The organism is Clostridium sp. K13 (assembly GCF_019734195.1).
Taxonomy (GTDB): domain Bacteria; phylum Bacillota; class Clostridia; order Clostridiales; family Clostridiaceae; genus Clostridium.
The window spans coordinates 21656-43264 of sequence record NZ_JAASHM010000028.1 but is presented as its reverse complement, the minus strand read 5'-3'; the positions used below and the strand labels follow the sequence as shown (position 1 = coordinate 43264).

22 protein-coding genes and 1 pseudogene are annotated in these 21609 nt (G+C 25.5%); all 23 read left to right on the top strand.

Annotated features, from left to right (window positions below; all coding sequences use genetic code 11):
• Window positions 1-705 (top strand): annotated as a pseudogene (locus tag HCG76_RS14000) (hypothetical protein); the annotation flags it as partial.
• Window positions 705-977 (top strand): DUF5592 family protein, encoded by a 273-nt coding sequence (locus tag HCG76_RS13995; protein ID WP_055276923.1) that lies wholly within the window; start codon window positions 705-707, stop codon window positions 975-977. The pseudogene HCG76_RS14000 and the gene HCG76_RS13995, both read left to right, overlap by 1 nt.
• Before the next feature lie 45 nt (window positions 978-1022).
• A complete protein-coding gene (locus tag HCG76_RS13990) occupies window positions 1023-1682 on the top strand; it encodes a hypothetical protein (protein ID WP_221700980.1) in 660 nt (219 codons plus the stop codon).
• A 70-nt stretch (window positions 1683-1752) separates the two neighbouring features.
• Window positions 1753-1917 (top strand): hypothetical protein, encoded by a 165-nt coding sequence (locus HCG76_RS13985; RefSeq protein WP_156327837.1) that lies wholly within the window; start codon window positions 1753-1755, stop codon window positions 1915-1917.
• A gap of 116 nt (window positions 1918-2033) precedes the next feature.
• Window positions 2034-2681, top strand: a complete 648-nt coding sequence (locus HCG76_RS13980; RefSeq protein ID WP_055291679.1) for a hypothetical protein — start codon at window positions 2034-2036, stop codon at window positions 2679-2681.
• A 75-nt stretch (window positions 2682-2756) separates the two neighbouring features.
• A complete protein-coding gene (locus HCG76_RS13975) occupies window positions 2757-4652 on the top strand; it encodes a VirB4 family type IV secretion system protein (protein WP_221700981.1) in 1896 nt (631 codons plus the stop codon).
• A gap of 1 nt (window position 4653) precedes the next feature.
• Window positions 4654-5367 carry a hypothetical protein gene (locus tag HCG76_RS13970; RefSeq protein ID WP_055276934.1) on the top strand — a complete coding sequence of 238 codons (714 nt, stop codon included), beginning with the start codon at window positions 4654-4656 and terminating at the stop codon, window positions 5365-5367.
• A gap of 67 nt (window positions 5368-5434) precedes the next feature.
• On the top strand, window positions 5435-6589 hold the full coding sequence (locus tag HCG76_RS13965) for a C40 family peptidase (RefSeq protein ID WP_260458151.1): 1155 nt from the start codon (window positions 5435-5437) through the stop codon (window positions 6587-6589).
• A gap of 82 nt (window positions 6590-6671) precedes the next feature.
• Entirely contained in the window at window positions 6672-7502 is an 831-nt protein-coding gene (locus HCG76_RS13960) for a hypothetical protein (RefSeq protein WP_221700982.1), read from the top strand.
• A gap of 292 nt (window positions 7503-7794) precedes the next feature.
• Window positions 7795-8103 carry a hypothetical protein gene (locus HCG76_RS13955; protein WP_055276938.1) on the top strand — a complete coding sequence of 103 codons (309 nt, stop codon included), beginning with the start codon at window positions 7795-7797 and terminating at the stop codon, window positions 8101-8103.
• A complete protein-coding gene (locus HCG76_RS13950) occupies window positions 8103-8513 on the top strand; it encodes a hypothetical protein (RefSeq protein WP_221700983.1) in 411 nt (136 codons plus the stop codon). Before HCG76_RS13955 ends, HCG76_RS13950 begins: the two co-directional genes overlap by 1 nt.
• A gap of 8 nt (window positions 8514-8521) precedes the next feature.
• Window positions 8522-9655 (top strand): MobP2 family relaxase, encoded by a 1134-nt coding sequence (gene mobP2 / locus HCG76_RS13945; RefSeq protein WP_221700984.1) that lies wholly within the window; start codon window positions 8522-8524, stop codon window positions 9653-9655.
• Window positions 9656-9677: 22 nt separating this feature from the next.
• Complete coding sequence (locus HCG76_RS13940) at window positions 9678-9887, top strand: hypothetical protein (RefSeq protein ID WP_055276944.1); 210 nt, start codon at window positions 9678-9680, stop codon at window positions 9885-9887.
• Between the two features lie 143 nt (window positions 9888-10030).
• The gene (locus HCG76_RS13935; protein WP_156327450.1) at window positions 10031-10348 is read left to right on the top strand and encodes a hypothetical protein; all 318 of its coding nucleotides are present in this window, start codon (window positions 10031-10033) and stop codon (window positions 10346-10348) included.
• A 14-nt stretch (window positions 10349-10362) separates the two neighbouring features.
• The gene (locus HCG76_RS13930) at window positions 10363-10887 is read left to right on the top strand and encodes a GNAT family N-acetyltransferase (RefSeq protein ID WP_055276948.1); all 525 of its coding nucleotides are present in this window, start codon (window positions 10363-10365) and stop codon (window positions 10885-10887) included.
• A gap of 61 nt (window positions 10888-10948) precedes the next feature.
• The gene (locus HCG76_RS13925) at window positions 10949-12901 is read left to right on the top strand and encodes an ImmA/IrrE family metallo-endopeptidase (RefSeq protein ID WP_260458152.1); all 1953 of its coding nucleotides are present in this window, start codon (window positions 10949-10951) and stop codon (window positions 12899-12901) included.
• 103 nt (window positions 12902-13004) lie between these two features.
• Entirely contained in the window at window positions 13005-13526 is a 522-nt protein-coding gene (locus HCG76_RS13920; RefSeq protein ID WP_221700986.1) for a hypothetical protein, read from the top strand.
• A 41-nt stretch (window positions 13527-13567) separates the two neighbouring features.
• Complete coding sequence (locus HCG76_RS13915) at window positions 13568-13951, top strand: hypothetical protein (RefSeq protein WP_055276954.1); 384 nt, start codon at window positions 13568-13570, stop codon at window positions 13949-13951.
• A 1155-nt stretch (window positions 13952-15106) separates the two neighbouring features.
• Complete coding sequence (locus HCG76_RS13910) at window positions 15107-16153, top strand: IS1595 family transposase (RefSeq protein WP_164788643.1); 1047 nt, start codon at window positions 15107-15109, stop codon at window positions 16151-16153.
• Window positions 16154-16837: 684 nt separating this feature from the next.
• On the top strand, window positions 16838-17611 hold the full coding sequence (locus HCG76_RS13905) for a 23S rRNA (adenine(2058)-N(6))-methyltransferase Erm(Q) (protein ID WP_007286427.1): 774 nt from the start codon (window positions 16838-16840) through the stop codon (window positions 17609-17611).
• A gap of 140 nt (window positions 17612-17751) precedes the next feature.
• The gene (gene hflX / locus HCG76_RS13900; RefSeq protein ID WP_341350801.1) at window positions 17752-19029 is read left to right on the top strand and encodes a GTPase HflX; all 1278 of its coding nucleotides are present in this window, start codon (window positions 17752-17754) and stop codon (window positions 19027-19029) included.
• A gap of 559 nt (window positions 19030-19588) precedes the next feature.
• Window positions 19589-20473, top strand: a complete 885-nt coding sequence (locus HCG76_RS13895) for an Rpn family recombination-promoting nuclease/putative transposase (RefSeq protein WP_221700964.1) — start codon at window positions 19589-19591, stop codon at window positions 20471-20473.
• A 154-nt stretch (window positions 20474-20627) separates the two neighbouring features.
• Window positions 20628-21503 carry a recombinase family protein gene (locus tag HCG76_RS13890; RefSeq protein ID WP_221700965.1) on the top strand — a complete coding sequence of 292 codons (876 nt, stop codon included), beginning with the start codon at window positions 20628-20630 and terminating at the stop codon, window positions 21501-21503.
• The last annotated feature ends 106 nt before the right edge of the window (window positions 21504-21609 follow it).

Sequence of the window (21609 nt, the reverse complement as noted above, 5' to 3'; positions counted from 1 at the left end):
TTAGATGATAAATTTAAAGACATAGAAAATCTAAGAAATAATCCAAATAAAGATTTTAGTACAAATAATATAGAAGGCAATAAAATAAATGGCTCAGAAGGACAAACTATGCAAGAAGGAATGAAGTCATTTAAAAATAATGGAAGTAATGTAAGTTCATTAGATGATAAATTTAAAGACATAGAAAATCTAAGAAATAATCCAAATAAAGATTTTAGTACAAATAATATAGAAGGTAATAAAATAAAGGGATCAGAAGGACAGACTGTACAAGAAGGAATGAAAGCAGTTAAAAATAATACAAGTAATTTAAATGCTTCAGAAAATAAATTTAAAGATATAGGAGATTCAAGAAATTCTATAAATAAAAATAATACAGATAGTGTAGGAAGGGGAAATGCAACAGAAAATATAAATACTAAGGAGATAAAATCTAATACTGAAGATAAAACAAATGTAGTATCAAATAATAAAGGTAATGTAGCTAATGAATCTACAAATAATAAGAATAACTCTGAAAATAACAATGCTGGAAGAAAAGAAGTTAAGGGAGAAATGGAAGATAGGACTATTGGTCAATATATGAAAGACAAATTACAAGGATCAAGATTTGTTGATAACATTAATAGGGCTTATAGCTTAGGATACAATACTACAAGTAAATGGGATATTAAAAATAAAAATAAGAAAGGAAGAAAGAAATAATGGCTTACGTTTTACCAAAGGAAATTTCATCATCAGTTAAATTAACAAAAAACCTATATGTTTTTGATTTAGTTTTTATGGGAATATTTATGTGTGTTGTATGGATATTAAATTTCTTAGTATATCCTCCATTAAGAACTTTTTATTATATTTTTATGGCTATTATGGGACTTTATTTTAGGAGTAATAGTTCAATTAATCCGAAAAGGAGAAAGTACCAAAGTATATATTATGCTTTGGTTAGAAATAGAAAAGCTTATATAAGAGAATAGGAGTGGTAGAAATACCATTCCTATTATTTTGGGAGGAATTAAAGAATGTCAGTAAGAAAATTTGATGATATTAAAATAGAAAAGGAGAAAAAGAATATAAAAGTAAAGCTAACAAAAGAAGAAAAAAAGATAAAGAAAGAGGAGAAGAAACAAAAAAAATTAGAGTTAAAAGAAATAAGAAAAGCTAACAAAGATGTATTAGCTTCTACTAAGGAGCTATTAGGTTTTATAGATGTAGATGATGATGACAGCATAATAATGAAAAATGGATATTTAGATATATTCCAAATTGATAGTAAGGATATATATTCTTTAACTGATGTTGAAACTACAATGAATATATATAATTTTATAGCCTTTTTAAGGTCATATCCATTTGATATAAAATTAATAACTATGAATTTCCCAGTTAATACATTAAAGCAACAAGAGTTTATCAAGAAGAAAATAAAAGAGTGTGATAATGAAAAATATTATTATGAATTAATAGAAGAGTTAGAACAATTAGTGTATTTAGAATCAACTAGACAAAATAGAGAATTTTATATCATGATATTTATTAAAGATACTGAAGAGAAGGAAAGTATTAAGAGAACATTATTTAGAAGTCAAAATATAGCTGTTCAACTTATTCCATTAACTGTAGAAAAGAAGCTAAAAATATTATTTAAGTTAAATAACCCCAACACAAAACTTATTAACTAGATAAAAGCTATATGGGAGTAGTTATGAAAAATAAAAAAATATTATGGGATAAATAGGAGGATAAATAGTTATGTATTTTGCACAATTAGATAAAAATGATGGTACTTGTATAATATGCTATGTAAAAGAAGATATAGTGATTGATGATGATATTAAGTTTTATTCTGAAGATGAAGAGAAAGTTAAAAGCTTTTGTGAAAATTGGAATACAGAAGTAATGAGTAATAAAAATTAAATATATTGCAAATAAAACAATGAAGTTTGGTCTTTCAAAATTGAACAATACGGTATTTACAAATTATGCTATAATATTAATTAATGAATTTATAATTTTTAGGGGCGGATTAATATATGGCAATAGAATTTGATTTTAGTGGATTGAACAATATGTATATTTCAGCTTTAGAATCATTAGATAAAGCATTAGCATTTGATTTAAAAGTGGGTAAAGGTAGATTTTTGTTTATGATGTTTTTATCAGAAGAAGATAAAGAATCTAAAGATATGCTATTCTTATATATGAGAAATACAAAAGTTATGAAAAAAATTAAATTATATGGTAATCATAGGAAAGGTATATTTAAGGCTTATATAGATAAAGAAATGAAAAATTGTTTTATTAGAGAATTACAATTAGAATACACAGGTGGAGATTTTAATTTTATGAATTTTCTTTATCAGCTTAATGGAGCTATTCCACAAGAAACTAATATAAGTGAGAAAATAGAAATTTTAAGAAAAAATCGTAATATTGTTAACAGATTAAATATTATTGATGATGCTGATAAAACTGTATTAATAGGAGAAAAAAGATTATCTGTAGGAAGTCCTCAGGATAAAACACTTAGAAAATTATATATGTATACTAATGCAAGGGTGGAAGATATTGATGAATTAATTGAATTATTAAAGAAAATGAATATGACAGTTGCTTGGACAACAGAAAACAATAGATATAGAGAAGCTGATATTAGAGGAATAATTGAGAATTTAAAATAAAATGAGATTTTTAAAAGATACTAATTAAATTTAGTATCTTTTTATTTTACTAAAAATAGGAATGGAGTGGAGAATATGGCGTTAAGAAAAAAGATAGAATACAATCCATATTTATTAAAGGCTATTCAGCCAGTAGGTGGAATTAGCTTTTCAGATAGAGCAATAATAAAAGGTGATGGATATGAGAGTTGTATAAGAATATATGAATTTAAAACAAGAGTAGAGAATTTTTGGCTTGAAGATTTAACAGATTTATCGAATGTAATAGTAACAGTTGATATTTCAACAGAAAATCAAAATAAAATCTTAGAGCAGATAGAAAGATCTATATCAGAGCAATATACAAGAATAGATGATGCAGCAACTAATATTGATAGGATAAAGGCTTCTGCTGAAGTAGAAAAACTACAAGGCTTGGTAGATGACATAACTCAACATGAAGAAGTTATTAAGTTAGTAACTATTAGATATTATGTATCAGCTTTAACATTAGAAGAATTAGATATAAAAGTTAAAGAAGTATTAGAAGCTATAAAAAATAAAGGATATAGAGGTGCAGTATTAATTAATGAACAAGAATATGAATGGAAATCATTATTTGAGAGTGCAACTAATCAAAGATATTTTAGAAATAAAAGAGTTGGGGAGCCAATCCCTTCTATCTATTTAGGTGGGGGTTATCCATTTCATTTTACGGAGTTAAGTGATCCGACTGGAATGTATTTAGGTACAACTAGAACTGGTGGAAATGTACTTTTTAATATATTTACAATGAATGATTTTAGGAAGTCTTATAATGCTTTAGTAGTTGGACTTATGGGAGCTGGTAAGTCTACCTTATTAAAGAAGTTATTAAAAAATTCATCTATATTAAGAGATATGGTTAGAGTATTTGATATAGCAGGTGAATTTAGAGAATTGGTAATAGAGCGAGGAGGTAAAGTTATAGCATTAGATGGAACTGATGGAATTATAAATTTACTTCAAGTATTTGCGACTGTTATTGATGAAGATACTAATGAAGTATTAGAAGAACAAAGCTATATGAACCATTTAAATAAAGTGAGTATGATTTATAGGTGTCTAGCTCCAGATGCTGAACAAGCTGAAGTAAGAGAGTTTGAAAGGATATTAAGAGAGTTTTATAAAGATTATGGAATAGAAATTAGTAGAGCAACAACTTACAATGCTAATGAATATCCAATAATGGAAGATTTATTGGAATATATAAGAAAAGAGCTTTATGAAGATTTTGAAAAGAAAATAGTTAAAAGAACCTTATCAGACACCAAGAGAGAAAGACTTGAATATATAGAACTTAATATAGGAAGTATGGTTGATGATTATGGGAAATTATTTAATGGACATTCAACATTAGAGAACTTCTATGATGAACAGATAGTAAGTTTTGAAATTAAAAATTTAGCACAATTTGATAAAAGGGTATTCAACGCTCAAACATTTAACATAATGACAATGCTATGGAATAATGCCTTAAAAAAAGGGTCAGTAGCAAAGAAATTATATGATAATAGGGAAGTTAGTTTTGAAGATAGTCAAAAATTCTTTGTATTAATAGATGAAGCTCATAAATTTATAAATTCAGATAATTTAATGGCAGTTGATTATGCTATAGCATTTGAGAGAGAAGCTAGAAAATATTTTGCTGGTCTTATGTTTGCAACTCAAAGTATTAGAGATGTTGTTCCCGAAAATATTAGTAGTGAAGCATTACATAAAATCAAAACTTTATTTGAATTAACTCAATATAAATTTATAATGCAACAAGACAATAACTCTAAAGAAGCTCTTAAAGAAATATTTGCAGGTCAAATAACAGAAAGTGAAATAGAAAGAATACCGACTTTTAAAAAGGGAGAATGTATTTTAGCTATAAATGGATATAAGAATATTAAATTAAATATAGAAATTACAGATAAAGAAAAGCAATTATTCGCTGGAGGTGCTTAATATGAATAGTAAAAAAATAAAATTATTAATTATAGGAGCAATAGCAATTTTTATAACTGTTGGGGTAAGTTGTGGAATTAAAAATTATAAAAAAATAAATGAGGAAAGAAAGAGTACATCTCAAATGATAGATGAAAATTCAAATAGTTTTAATGAGAAAGATGAAGAAGAATATAATGAGTATCAGTTAGATGATGCATTAGAAGGTTTTGATAAAAATAATCAAGTAAATTCAGAGGATATAGTAGTAGAACCAGGATTTAAAACAAGTATAGGTACAGGTAGTTCAGATGAAGAAATTAGATATAACAATAAGTTATTAAGTGAAAGTAAATTCTCTCTAAAAGAGAGAATTAAAGCTAAAAATGTAGCGGAGAATTTTGTACAAGCAATTACAAGTTTTGATATAGAAAAACCAAAGGAAACTGTAGATTTAGCAGTAAAATATGTAGCAGACCCACTTAAAGAAGAAGTAGAATCATTATATATGTATTTAGGTAAAAATGAAACTATTAAAAAATGTATTATAGATGAAGTTGAATCTTATGAAGTTGAGAATGAGTATGATAATGATTATATTATATTTAATGTAAGGGTAGGTTGGAGTACAGTAGATCAGTATGAGCAAATTTCAAATGATGGTCATGATAGTTATGAAGTTAAATTATTAAAAATAAATGATGATTATAAAGTTGTTGAATATAGTGTTGATTAATAGAAAGGTGTCCCACGGGGACATCTTTTTTCTTAAAAATAATTTTTAGTAGAAATGAGTGATAGGTTTGTCTAAAGAAAAAAAGTTATTAAAAAATAGCATAAAAATAATTTTATCATTCAATATAGTTACGATAATTACTCTACTATTAATGACAGCAACTATATCTATTATAATAAATCAAAATTCTATAAGTAATACTGGAAGTGGTGGAATGATAACTGATATAGGAGTAGCGGGAGTACCACAAGAATATGTTAATTATTTTAATGAAGCTTCTACTATATTTAATATACCTAATTGGTGTTTAGCAGCAGTAGCAAAACAAGAAAGTAATTTTAATCCGAATACCTCCTATGGAGGGGCGTATGGAATAATGCAAATACAAAAAGTAGACCCATCAAGTGGAAAAGATTTGTGGAAATATTTAATTGATATGGGATTAGGAGAGATATATTTAGCAAATGGATATACATTTAACGATAGTGAAGAAATGTGGAATATATTTTTAAATGATCCAAGGGCTCAAATTTTTGCGGGAGCTTATGAGATAAGATATTATGGTAATTATGTTTTGTATAAGCAAAATAAAGTACCTAAACTTAACTACAATAATAATGAGAATATGGATTTAGTGAAATGGAATAGTGATGAAAATGATAGTGATTTTAGAGAAACACTAAGAAGAATTTTTGCTTGTTATAATGGGGGTCCATCTTATGGTATGAAAGTAGATTTAGATAATGCACAGTTTAATTATCCTAATAAAGTTTTTCAGTATGCAATGGAATTTAGAAATGCTGGATTAAACCAAAGTAGTAATCAAATAATAGAAACAGTAATCGAAGCTGGTATGAAGTGGGTTGGAAAATCACCTTATGTATGGGGGGGAGGAAGAACAGAAGCAGATGTAATAGCAGGTAGATTTGATTGTTCTTCATTCGTTCATTATTGCTATGCAAGTGCAGGTATTCAACTTGGAGATAGAGAAAGTGTAGTTACATTCTCTTTAGTTAATATGGGACAAAAAGTTGATGCAAGTGAAATGCGAAGGGGAGATTTAATATTTTTTGATACATACACAGTTGATGGACATATTGGAATTTATCTTGGAGATAATAAATTTCTACATGATGGAACTTCAACAGGGGTAACAGTTTCTGAATTAAGTGGTTATTATAAAGAAAAATTTAATGGTAAAGTAAGAAGAATAGTTAACTAAAAGAGTGAGAAAAATTAAATGAATATTAAATAATAATTGGGTGAAATAATTTAAATTTAATAAAAGAAAGTTTGGTGATCTTATGATAAGTAGAGATGAAATGCAAGAAAAAGTTGATATTGTGAAAAGAAAAATAGAAAAAAATAAAACTATTCCTTATTATTTTTTAGCTTCAATATTTGTATTGGGAGCTTTATTTTTTTTCTCATCAAATTTACTTTTTAATAAAGAATTAAATTTGATTACTACAGAAATAAATCAAGAAATGTATCTTAATAATATTTCTTTTTCAATAAAAGATAGAAAATATAATCCTAATAATGGATTAGTGCAATTTACAATAAAATTAAAGGAAAATAGTTCAAATAGTGATTTAGACTTAGATTTTAATATAAGAGAAAAAAATAATCCAACAGAAATAATACCTTGTGAAGTAGTACAAATAACTTATAGTGATTATATTGTTACGACAGAAATAAGCGGAACATGGGAAGCTTTATCTTTAACCATAAAAGAAAAAAGTGAGGTTAGTGATAATAAATATGTTAAATTTTATTCAGATATAAGAGATATAAAAATAGATGATACTCTAAAAAAGAAGAGTAGAAATGAATATACAAAAGAAGTAATTGATAATGAAATTAATGATATAAAATCGAAAATAGAAGAACTAAATTTAGATATATCAGATAAAAAATCAGAGATAGAAGATATAAATAAGAAAATAAATTTACTTGAAGAAGATAAAAAATATCAAACAGAAAGTGAAATAGAAGTTACAGAAAACACTATAAGTTCAAATAAAACATCTATAGGGAATTTAGAAAATGGGATAAGAAAAAATGAAAATAGTATAAAAGAACTTGAAGAAAAAATTAATAAACTTGAAGAAAAGAAGCAAGATTATAGATAAATCAAGATATGACGGTTAGTCATAAAAAGTATGATTTAGATATGATTTATATATGACGAAGGTGCATAATTGGAAAAGATTTTGTACCCTATGAAACGCTAGGCTTTGCCTAGCTCCCCAAAAATTTTGGGGACAGTTTCTCTTTATGCTCTTATAAAATATCTACAGAGGTAATTTCCATCAAAGATATTTTATAATTCCTTTTTGGTATTTGATTAAACTTTTTAAAGTTTATGGGTGAGCGATAGCGAGGGCAAAGCCCTTTAATAAAAAGTAAGAGGTATTAATTAGCATGGCAAGAATAAGAAAAGAATATAAAATGACAGAAAAAAATTTAGAATATATAGAAGAAGTTAAAGAAAAAAATAATCTTAAATATAATAGTGAAGCATTAGATTTAATAATAAGAGAGCATAGACAAAATTCTAATATCACAACAGATGATATGAGTAAAGTTATAACAAAAGAAGTATCAGAAAAAATAAAAAGTGATATTGAAGAAATTAAAAAAGAGATTGATAGCAATAATAAAATGTTTTTAAAAATAATAAAAGAACTGTTTAAGTTTTTGAATATTAAAAAAGAAAGTAGTGAAATTTAATGGCAAATAGAGAAAGAAAAATATATATGTTATCTAAAAAAAATTTAGAGTATATAGAAGAAGTTAAAGAAAAAAATAATCTTAAATATAATAGTGAAGCATTAGATTTAATTATAAGAGAGCATAGGCAAAATTCAGATATTACAACTGAAGCTATGATTAAATTGATAGCAAGAGAAGTATCAGAACAAATTAAATTAGATTTTAAAGGAATTAAGAAAGCTAGTAATGATACAGATAGAAATACTCAAATACTATTAGAAATGATTAATGGATTTTTTGTAATTTCTGAGTATGGAAGGTTAGCAACAACAGAAGATGTTATTGCTCCAGCATTAACTAGAGCTAGTGAACTTGTTGATAAGAGAAAAGAAGCAAAAATAGTAAAAGGATTCGATAGAAAATATTAAGGTGAAATATGGTAGGAATAGTTCATAAACGAAAATGGGTTAAGTCCAGTAGTGAAAAATTTTCAAGTTATATAAATTATATTGATAGAGAGGAAGCAGTAAGAAACTATAAACTTGATGAATATTCATTGTTCAATGATTATATGGGAAATCCTAAAAAGTGTGGAAATCTATTTACAAGTGATAGAGATTTTTTGACTGAAGATGAAAGTAAAAAGTTAAAAAGATGTTTTTCTATTGCACAAGAAAATGGAAGTTTCATGTGGCAAGATGTTTTTAGTTTTGATAATGAATGGCTTGAGAAACATGGAATATATGATAGAAGAACAGGGGCATTAGATGAAAAGAGAATAATGGAAGCAGTAAGAAATTCTATGACAGAAATGATAGAAAGAGAAAATTTTGATAGCTTAATTTGGAGTGCTTCAATGCACTTTAACACAGATAATATTCATATTCATATTGCAAGTGTAGAATTAAATCCTACAAGATATACTAAGGAAGATGGATTTATGCAATATAAAAACCTATATAGAATGAAAAGTAAATTTGCTAATACTCTTATAGATAGGAGTAAGGAACATAAAGAAATTAATGACATTATGAGAAATAATATTATTAATGGTAAGAAAGAAATATCTTTTCACCAAGATATAGAGATGAAAAGATTAGTAACAGAGATAATAAAAAGATTACCAGAAGATAAAAGACAATGGCAGTATGGATATAATTCTCTTCATGAAGTTAAACCATTATTAGATGAATTAACTTCATACTATATAAAAAATTATAAGAAAGATGATTTTGAAGAGTTAATTAAAAGTTTAGATGATGAAGAAGAATATTTAAAGGAAGTCTATGGGGAAGGAGAGAAACATTTTTATAAAAATTATAAGAAAAATAAGATAGATGAATTATATTATAGAATGGGAAATGCACTTCTTAGAGAAATAAAAACTGAAGTTATTAAGAAAAATGATAATAAAAGTTTTATAAAAAATTATTCATATACCAATTTAGTATTAACGGCAAAAGATATAAAAAGATTAAAGAAAGTATTTGATAAAGACTTTGAAAAAATAAAAAATGAATTAGCTTATGAGAGATTACAAAGAGAAATTGAATATTCTCATTCTATGTAAACTTGAAGGGAGGTGAGGAATTATGTTTAACAATTTAGGAATAGTAATAGAAGCATTAAGTGATACTGAATTAAAAGTATATAATAGTGTTGAAAAAAAAGATGTTATAGTTAAAGCTTCAAAAGATTATGTATCATCAATAAAGGCAGAGTTAAATGATGAAGATAGAGAAACAATGATCGTTGAGTATGATTTAGAAACTAAAGTTGTAAATGAAAATATTGTAGATTAGCACCAGGTAAAATACCTGGTGCTTTATTATTAAATTTTTTAGGAAAGGAGAAAAAAGATGGGGTAATATATAATAATTATTTAAAACAAGTTAATTTCTATATAAACAATAAGTTTTTTATAAATCCACTTATAGAATATCAAATGAAACATTATATTATTGAAGATTTTATGTTAAGAGAGATAGAAAAGAAATATTTAATTAATAAGATAGATGGATTTAGATTTGAGTATTTAAAAGGATTAGGTAATGGGAATTTTGATGTTTTTAAATTGCCAAAACGAATTATATGTTTTGAAAATATATATTTTTTAATATGTCATATTAAAAATGGAAATTTAAATAAAAAGGAGTATATAAGGAGAATAGAAGTCAATTTAGATAATAGTTTTATTAAAGAAGAACAAAAAAATGAACTGAAAAAAATGTTAAAACCCATGTATAATATAATAAAAAAATAAAAAGGATGGGGTTAATGTTTTATAAAAAAACAATAAAAAATTTAAGAGATAATATAGCAAATCTAGAAAGAAAAATTGATAATTATGAAAGAAAAGAAGAATTATTTAAAAATATGGTTAAAATGGTAGATGAAAAGTCTTCAGAAGCAATAATAAGTAATATATATAGTTATAATAATTCAATATATGCAATTTTTTTATTTGAGAGAAAGATATTTGTTGATACTATAGAAATTGAAATATATGAGGCTATGTATGATAAATGTATTTCCAAAATTATATCAGAAATATTTTTTAATAAAGATTTGCATATAGTATCTATAGATACTGAATATTGGTATCGAAGGCAAGGACATGCATCAAAAGGACTTGAATTATTAATTAAATATGCTGAAAATATAGGTTCAAAAAGGATTTTTGGGGGCTTATTGATAAGTGATGATATGGAGTATCTATATAAATTTTATTCTAAAAATGGATTTAATGTGAAAAGGACAAGTTTTGAAAAAATATTAAATGATAATGCAAATATTGAATAATAACGCTAGGTAAATGCCTAGCGTTTTATTATACGAATTTTTAGGAAAGGAGAAAGAAAAAATGAAAAAAGCATACAATAAAAAATCAAAAGAAGATAAGGAAAAAGAAGTTAATAATCTTTTAGAAAAAGCTAATGAAGGAATAGAAAAGTGTTTTACAAGTCCAGAGCATTTTAAAGAACTTATTAGTTATATGAGTAAATTTTACAACTATTCATTCAGAAATACTTTTCTAATTCAAGAACAATTTAAAGGAGCATTAGCTGTTGGATCATATGCTTTTTGGAAAGAAAAAGGTTTTACAGTTAATAAAGGTGAAAAAGGAATTAAAATTTTAGTTCCAAATAGATTAAGTGATTACTTTATTAACTCAAAAGGCGAAGAAGTTAAATTAAGTAAAGCAACTCCAGAAGAAAAAAGATTAATAGAGCAAGGAGAAATAGAAGTAAGAAAAGGGAAATTAATATTTAATCAAGGATATGTTTTTGAGGTTTCTCAAACTAATGCTAAAGCAAAAGATTTACCTAAGATTTTTCCTGGAAGATGGCTTGATGGAGAAGTTAATAATTATGATTTAATGTATAAAGCTATGGAAAATATAGCGAATAAAATAGGAGTTAGAATTATAGAGCCTAAAGAAGAATTAGGATCAGTAAAAGGTGTTAGTTATCCATTAACAAAAGAAGTAGCTTTAAATCCAAGAAATACACAATTACAAAATGTCAAAACTTTAATACATGAGTTGGCTCATGCAAAACTACATACAATGGAAACAAGAGATAACTACACTACAAATGAAAAGGAGTTTCAAGCTGAAATGTCTGCATATGCAGTATGCAGCTATTTTGGATTAGATACATCAGAGTATTCATTTAGATATATAAAATCTTGGACTGAAAATGTTGAATTAAAAGATAAAGAGAAATTAATAAATGAAGTTAGAGAAACGGTAAAAGAGTATATTGAAATTATAGAGGAAACATTAATTAATAGTAATTCTTTATTATTAGAAAATAAAGATAAAATAGAGCAAAAATTAGAAGATGAAAAGTTAATAAATTTTCTAGGGAAAGATAGAGTTGTTATAAATGAAATTACTAGAGATGAATTAGAAAAAATAATAAATGAAAATGACTCAAATATATTTTTAGAAAATGAAAAAGAGTTAAGTATAAAAAATGAAGTAGTAGCAATGAAAGTTAAAGGGAAATATAGAGATGTTTATATTGGTACAGATTATAAATTAGATAATTTAATATACATTGATGATAATAAAAATTTATATAGGATAAAAGAAAATATAGAGTATGATAAAAGCTTATATAGAATAAAGGAGCAAGAAATTATGAAAGATTTAGAAGAAAAAAGTGTTGAAAGTGATGATTGGAAGTTAACAGATAGGGATTTAGAAGAGATAAGTTTTAAAATAATTAAAAATAATATAGAAGCGTTAATGAAAGAAAATTATGGGGATTTTGTAAGAGCAATGATATCTATTGAAACAGGAATTGAAGATTTAGATTTATTGGATAATATATATGAAAAATATATGGATAGTGATTTTAAACTTATAAATGATAAGTTTGAAGATTTAAAAAATAAAATAGAAATGGAGAAATTAGATATGAGGGATGAAAAGAAAGAAAAAGAGATTTGGAGAAAAATAAGAGAGCATGAAGAATGGGTAAAAAGTAATGGTCTTAGAGGACAGCAATTAAATTTAGAAAATGAAAATTTAAGTGGAATGAGATTAATTAATTTAGATTTAAGAGATGCCAATTTTAAAGGTGCAGATATGACACAATGTATAGTGTATGCTGATTTAAGGGGAGCAGATTTAAGGGGAGCAAAGATAGATAATAGTGAGTGGATAGGTTCTAATATAAATAATATTACAATTGAAGCTAATAAATTAAATCTCATAGAGTATCAAATGGAGCAAGAGAAAGACTTACATTTAGCAGGTATGGACAAGCTAAAAACAAAAACAAGAGAAATAGAAATTAATATGTAATAATATTCGGATTAATATAAAATATGCCAGGATAATTTTAATTTATTCCTGGTATATTTTTGTTTAAATTTATTGAAAATACGAACATTTATGGAGAAGTTATATGAAATATTTGAAAGGTATTTTAAATTTAAAACAGAATAAAAAGTATAAAATTACAATAATTATCTTAGTTGTAGTTATACTTATACTACAAACAAGTTTATCTATTAATAATAAAAAGATACAATTATTAAATACAAAAATAAATAAGCTACAAATAGAGAATAAAAAAGATAATGATAAGTCTGAAATAGTATCTAATGTGGGCGAATTTGTTGAAGAAGAAAAAGATAAAAGTGATAATTTAGATATAAATGAAGAATTTGAAAATAATAAAAAGAAGCTAGTAGATAAATACATTGAAATTGGAGAAAGAAATAATAAAAAATATTCATCAGAAATAATATCAGGTAAAGAAACATTAGTATTTGAAACAATGAATTTAGAAATGACTGATGGACAAATTGAAAAATCTCTTAAAAAGATAAATAATGATGAATTTGGAATTAATATAGTTAAAGATAAGTTAGGAAATAGGATATATTATAAAGTTTACTTAATAGAAGCTAATATAGGCTTATGAAAGCCTATATAGATAGGGAAGGAAATAGGGAGTGGAAATTTTTGGGAATAAATAGAAAGAGCTTTAATAAAAGTGATGTTTTCAAATTTGCAGATGAAGTAAAAGTTTTAATTGAATTACTAAATGGAATAGTGATCCAGAGCCAAGATGAAGATAGATTAAATAACATCATTAGACAAAAAGAAAAGTTAGAAAAATTAATAATATTTTTTGAACCTAATATATATGAAGAATACTCTGAAAAAGTTAAGATATTATATTTTAAAATGAAGAAAGCTAAAGAAGAGTATAATAGAGTGGTTGAAGAAAAGTGTTTTAAAGATGTTATTGAAGAGTATAAAAGTATATATGAAAAGTCAGTAATTGAATATGAAAGAGGAAAATTAATAAGAGATAAAATAAAAGAAGAGTTAACTAAAGTATAGTTTTTATGATAAAATAGGGATTGATAAATCCATTTTATAAGAAAACAAATGAATAGTTAAAAAGCAGTAAATTTAAAATTTACTGCTTTTTTTCTCCAAATTATATTGTATTAATTTCTAAAATATAATATAATTTAGAAAAAAGAAGAATTTCTTCTTCATATTTTAATTCCGAACGATAAATTAAAATGTCGCCAAACATTTTAATTTATATAACTGAAACTGGTAACCAGAATACCAAGAGACAGAGTGTTGGAACTTTAAATTCATTTTATGCTTATATTCTAGCATAAGGTGAATATTTGTGCAATATAAAAAAGTTGACAAAATTCAAAAAAAATAGGTTAAAAGTGAACAATTATATTTGAATTAAGTTTTTTATTGTATATAACATAAGTTTTAATATATAAACTCTTAGGTATTTGTACCTAAGAGTTTTTTTGTTGAAAAAATTAATTAAATAAAGAAAAATCCTATTAAAATGGGTAAGTGGTTAAAGGAATAACACTATAAAAAACTGGTCGGCTCACCACCGATAACAGCTCCGTTAGATGGTAAGGCACTTTTCTTAGACAAGCTATTTAAGATAGTTTTCTTAGTAGTGGAGTGCCTGTCCTGGTGGAGTTTGCATTAGCTCCTAGGGGTGTGTGTAGAGTTACATGGTAGTATACTTGATAAAACCAGACCTAAGCAAGTTTGATACACATAGTGGTTGGAAGCCACGGGATAAATGCGACACGGATACCTCAATGGCTCCGAGCCATAAAGTGTTTGCTTATCCCCTTTGCAATTAGTATATATTTTTATATTAGTTGCAAGGGGGGGAGCGAGCCGTTTCCTAATTCACCTTAGCCATAAATGATTATAGCTTTTATGTCAAGTATAAATTAAAAAATAATTTGTGAGCGAAGGGGTTAAATAACTATATATAATATTTTGAATGTATTTCTAAATATCAATAAATATGTATTATAATATATGTAAATTACTTTTATTTTATTTTAGTTTATTATATTCATTTACGAGTATATTGAAGAATGGTTATTATAATATTAGGCTATGTTAGCTAACTTCGTGATTAATCCTATCTAAAATAGGCTATAATATAGATATAAACTATATTTCAACTAATTTGTAGAAAGGATACCTAATATTATGCCAAAAACAAATATAAAAGCTATGATAAAAGATTTAAAAAAGAATGAACTTATAGAATTAATTTCGGTAGCACAGGAAGTATTAAGTAGTTTATTTAATTCTTCTGAAATTAGAGATAATGTTAAAGAAAGTAGATTTTCCAAGGGATACGAATGCCCAAAATGTCAATGTAAAGATGTAAATAAAAACGGGAAGTCTAACGGAAGACAAAGATATATCTGTAAACGTTGTCGTACAAGTTTTGATGAGTTTACTATGTCTCCATTCTCTAATACAAAATTAGGCTTAGATAAATGGCTAAAATACTGCGAATTAATGATATTAGGACTTTCTATAAGAAAATGTGCTGAAGAAGTCGGTGTAGGTGTTAAAACATCTTTTTACATGCGTCATAGGATACTTGATGTAATCAATCTATCATTAAAAAATGATAAAGTTGAAGGTATAGTAGAAGTAGATGAATGCTTTATTAAGGAGTCTTTTAAAGGGAATCACTCTAAAAGTACTACATTTGTAATGCCTAGAAACCCTAGAAAAAGAGGTAAAGGTAAAAATGATAAGAATAAAAGAGGAATATCAAAAGAGCAGATTTGTATAGAGACAGCAATTGATAGAAAAGGAAATATCCTTATGGGTGCGGTTTGTAATGGTAGAATTACAACGAATCAAATAGTTAACTTCTTTGACAATAAAATATGCGAAGAGGCTACTTTTTGCGTAGATTCACATAAATCATATGTAGGAATAAAGGACAAGTTGAATATAGAATTAAAGCAAGTTCCTAGAGGAAAATCAATGATAGATAGTGTTTATCATTTACAGCATATAAATGCTCTTCACAGTAGCTTTAAGAGATGGTTAATGACTTTTAATGGTGTATCCACAAAATATATCAATAATTATTTGGCTTGGTTTAAATTTCTACAACTAAGTAAGAAGAATAAGAAGAATGACCGAATTAAAGATATGCTAGTGAATGTAGCTACTAAGGATACATATGTAACTAGAGCCACTATTAGAAATAGATTCATTGAGTTAACCTAAAATAAGGAACTTTACTTCAAATTAATGAAACTATTTTATAATTGAAAAATAATAGGATATTTTGTATAATATAATCAAGTTCGCAATTGTTTAATATTGCGAAGCAAAAGGATAGGAGCATAGCTCCTATTTTTTATTTTATCTATAAAGTATATTGTGATTTTGCTAGAAGTGAATCGGAGTGCTTTACAGTAAATATAGTTTATGGTATTATTAAATACATTAAAATATGAAAGGAGTTGTAGTTATGAAAAATTTATATATAATGCTTAATAAATTAAAAAAAATATACATTACTCCTGGGTATATTATAAATTAGATAGCATATGCTTAATATACAAATCCCCTGGAATATCGACTTATATTCTAGGGGATTTTTTATAATGTTATAGCTCTGCGCTATTTAATATTAATAGTTAACATAGAGAGTATAAATAATGAAAAAATTTAAAAATATCTTCGTTTGAAAATAACTACTTAATAAAGATGCAAAAATTATAAACAAATATTTAAAGCTTATTATATGAAAAATAGGAGGAAATAAAATGATTATGAATGGTGGAATAGCGTCAATAAGATTAAGAAGATAGCGCACGAGTTGTGGCTATCGTTAAACAAATTTAATATAATGTCATAACTCCGTGCTATTTAAAGAGTAAAAATAGTGAATTAAGGAGATTATGAATGAAAGCTAAAAGTAATAATTATAGAGGAAAAGTTGATATTAGTGTATCGCAAAATTTTATTACTAGTAAAAATACTATATATAAATTAATAAAAAAAACAAATATATCCAAAAATGATTTTGTTATTGAAATTGGACCAGGAAAAGGTCATATAACAGAAGCTTTATGTGAAAAAAGTTATTGGGTTACAGCTATAGAACTAGATAGAAGTTTATATGGAAATTTAATAAATAAATTTAAAAGTAAAAATAATGTTACTCTTATTAATAAAGATTTTTTAAATTGGAAATTACCTAAAAAAAGAGAATATAAGGTATTTTCTAATATTCCTTTTTATATAACAACAAAGATTATTAAGAAATTATTATTAGAAGAGTTAAATTCACCAACTGATATGTGGCTAGTTATGGAGAAAGGTTCCGCAAAAAGATTTATGGGAATACCTAGAGAGAGTAAATTATCATTACTTTTAAAAACTAAATTTGATATTAAGATAGTGCACTATTTTAATAGAGAAGACTTCCATCCCATGCCTAGTGTAGATTGCGTCTTAGTATATTTTAAAAGAAAATATAAATATGATATATCTAAAGATGAATGGAATGAATATACAAGTTTTATATCTAAGTCTATTAATAACTTAAGAGATGTATTTACAAAAAATCAAATTCATGCAGTAATTAAATACCTAGGTATAAATCTTAATAATATTAGTGAAGTTTCTTATAATGATTGGATACAGTTATTTAGATATAAACAAAAGATAGATTAGTAATAGTAGATTTAAATTAGGAGGTGTTAAAATGATTATGAATGGTGGAATAGCGTCAATAAGATTAAGAGGATAAGTCACGGGTTGTGGCTATTATCTTAATTTAATAAAGAGTCATAATCCCGTGATATTTAAAGTTAATATTTAAATATAAAATTACAGGAGATTATGAAGATGATAAAAAAGGAATAATTGTAGGAATTAATATAAATAATAAAAATAATTTTGATGAATCTATGGAAGAATTAAAAAATTTATGCTTAGCTTGCAAAATAGAAACTGTTGGTCAAATTAAGCAGAATTCAAAGAAAGTTAACTCTACTTTTTATATGGGTAGTGGGAAGATAGATGAATTAAAAAATTTAGTAGAAGAAAACAATGCAGATATAGTTATATTTAATAATGAATTATCAGCGTCACAAGTTAAAAATATTGAAGAAGAAATAAATTGTAATGTCATAGATAGAACTGCGTTAATATTAGATATCTTTGCAAATAGAGCAAAAACAAGAGAATCTAAATTACAAGTAGAGGTTGCGAAGCTCCAATATGAATTACCAAGATTAGTTGGTTCAAATGAAGATTTAGGTCGTCAAAGTGGTGGAGTAGGGACTAAAAACAGAGGCGCAGGAGAAACAAAATTAGAATTAGACCGTAGAAGAATAGAAGATAAAATTGCTAATTTAAATAAAGAGCTTGAAGTATTAAAAAATCAAAGAGAAGTACAAAAAAGTAAAAGGAAAAAATCTAATATTCCTAATGTAGCTTTAGTAGGATATACAAATGCTGGTAAGTCATCTGTTATGAATGCTTTAGTAGAGAAGTTTATAAATGATGAAGATAAAAAAGTATTTGAAAAAAATATGCTATTTGCAACTTTAGAAACTTATGTTAGAAATATAAAATTAGATAATAATAAATCTTTTTTATTATCAGATACAGTGGGATTTGTTGGGGATTTACCTCATAGTTTAGTAAAAGCTTTTAGGTCTACTCTAGAAGAAGTTTGTGATGCGGACTTATTACTTCATGTGATTGATATATCTAATCCTAATTATGAAAATCATATAAATGTAACAAATGAAACATTAAATCAAATAGGGGCGGATAATATTCCTGTGATTTATGTATATAATAAAGTTGATTTAATGGAATTAGATACATTCAATATAGAAGGGATGCTGGTTTCAGCTAAAAAATATATAGGTATAGAAGAATTATTGGAATCTATATGTAAAAATATATTTATGGATTATATAAAATGTAAGGTTATGGTTCCTTATAAAGATGGTAAAATGACATCTTATATAATTGATAGTTCAACTGTTCTAGAAACTGAATATACTAATGAAGGAACTTTATTTAGTATAGAATGTAGTAAAGAGGATTATGTTAAATACCAGTCATATATAATCTAGAGTGATTCTAGGTATCTATATAAACAATGCATAAATGAAAGAGGATGTCGCATACCAATTGAAAATTGTTCATGTGATAGCCTCTTTTATATTTGATAAGTAATTAGAAATGATTTTATTGTATGTGTTTATTGCAACAATAAAGTAAATAACTACAAATGATGCTAAAGACATTAAAATAGGATAAATAAATACTTCCAAAACCAATTAAGCTAGAGATAAATATACTTGTAAGAATGACTTTGTCTTTGTACGACTACGATGGGGAAAATGTGTATTAAAGAAATAACAAAAATACTTTAAATGAAATGTGTAAATTAAGTTAATGCTATAATATAATAAAGTGAACAATATTAATATATTACGAACAATTTATAGTAAGTTATAGAAGCAACCACATCTTAGAATTCAATATATTGAAAAGTCTAAGGTGTGGTTGTTTTTATGCTATATTTATCACGAAGAAGGCTAACATAGCCTAATATTAAAAAAGATGATAAGAATAATTAATATAGTATAATATAGATAGAATATTAATTAGAAAAGGTGTTGATTTATAGTGACTAGATTAGAAATATTAAGTCCAAAAGTGGATTTTGTATTTAAAAGAATATTTGGAAATGAAAACAATCCAAGAATATTAATATCATTTTTAAATGCAGTAATTAAGCCTAAGGATTTAATAGAAACAGTACAGATAATGAATAATGATATAGATAAAGAATCTATTGAAGATAAATTTAGTAGATTAGATATTAAGGCAAAAACTAATAAAAATGAATTAATTAATATTGAAATTCAAATAAAAGATGAACATAATATGGTGAAGAGAAGTCTATATTATTGGAGTAAAATGTTTGAAAGTCAACTTACAGAAGGGCAAAAGTATGATACATTAGCAAAAACAATTTGTATAAACATATTAAATTTTAAGTGTTTAAAGACAAAAGAAGCACATTCAATATATAGATTAAAAGAAATTAATACAAACGAGGAATTAACTGAGCTTCAGGAAATACACTTTATAGAGCTACCTAAACTGCCAAAAAATGAAGAAATAAAAGATGTATTTGATGCATGGATGGAATTTATAGAAAATCCTATAAGTAATAAACTTGAAAAGGCTGAAATGACTATAAAAGAAATTAAAGAAGCAAAAAACGAACTATTAAGATTAAGTGCAAGTGATAAAGAAAGAATGAAGTATGAAGATAGAAGAGCTGCTTTATTAGATAAAGTAAGTGCTCTCGAAAATGCCGAGGAAAAAGGAATTGAAATAGGAAAAGAAATAGGAAAAGAAATAGGTAAAGAAATAGGTAAAAAAGAAGGAGAAAAAAATAAAGCTATAGAAGTAGCTAAAAATTCTCTGAAAGCTGGACTTGATATAGATACTATTAGTAGTATTACAGGATTAGAAAAAAATGAGATAGAAAAATTATTATAGATAAAAGTGGTATTAGTTGATATTCTTCAATTAATACCATTTTATTTTTATTTATAGTTTCAAAACTTTTAATTATTGACACCTATAAAAGATAAGATGTAAAATCAGTATATGTAATGATGTCAAAACTAAGTATCTAAAGTGAGGGTAAAAAATGGAGAAATTTTTAAGTGAAATAGTAGAAAATCATAAAAGTGATAGATATACAAGAGAAATATATCAATTTGAAGATATAGAAATTACTGTACTTCAAAATGGAGATAAAATAGTAGTTTGGGGATTTAATTATAAAAGTCAACGTTTTTTGAATTTAGGGAGCAAAAAGTATTCGATATTAATTACAGGGTTTAAAGAAATAGCAAAAGATTTATATTCAAAAGAGGGTAAATACTATATAACTTTAGATAATAGTATCAAAAGTGTCATAAGTAATAAAGTAATAGGATATGCTAGAGTATCAACTCGTAATCAATTAGATGGAAACTCATTAGAACAACAGTTAGGGCTTATAACAAATAGATATCCTACTGCAATTGTATATGAAGAAAGTAAAAGTAGTATGAAAGAAAGAAAAGTATTTAAAAAAGTAATAGAAGCTCTGAATGAGGGTGATACTTTAGTAGTTACAACATTAGATAGATTTTGTAGGACTGTAAAAGAGGGGTTAGAAATAATAGATTTACTTATGGATAAGGGAGTAAGAATACATATATTAAATATGGGTTTAATAGAAGATACGCCAATGGGAAGATTAATTGTAACTAATCTTTTAGCATTTGCAGAATTTGAAAGGTCTATGATAGTTGAAAGAACTCAAACTGGGAAAGCAATAGCAAAAACTAAAGAAGGCTGGAAAGAAGGTCGTCCGAAACTTTATACTAATGAGCAGTTAGATAATGCTTTATCTATGTTAACAGTAAATGGTGGTAATAGAAGTTATAAAGAAGTTGAAAGATTATTAGGGATAAGTAAGAGTACATTAATAAGAGAAAATAGTAAGCGTAAATTTGAAAATGACATATGTCGGTAGAAAAAAGGATAAGGGAGAGTAGCGACACATGTCGGTAGGAAAAAAGGATAAGGGAGAGTAGCGACACATATCGGTAGAAAAAAAGGATAAGAGAGAGTAGCGACAC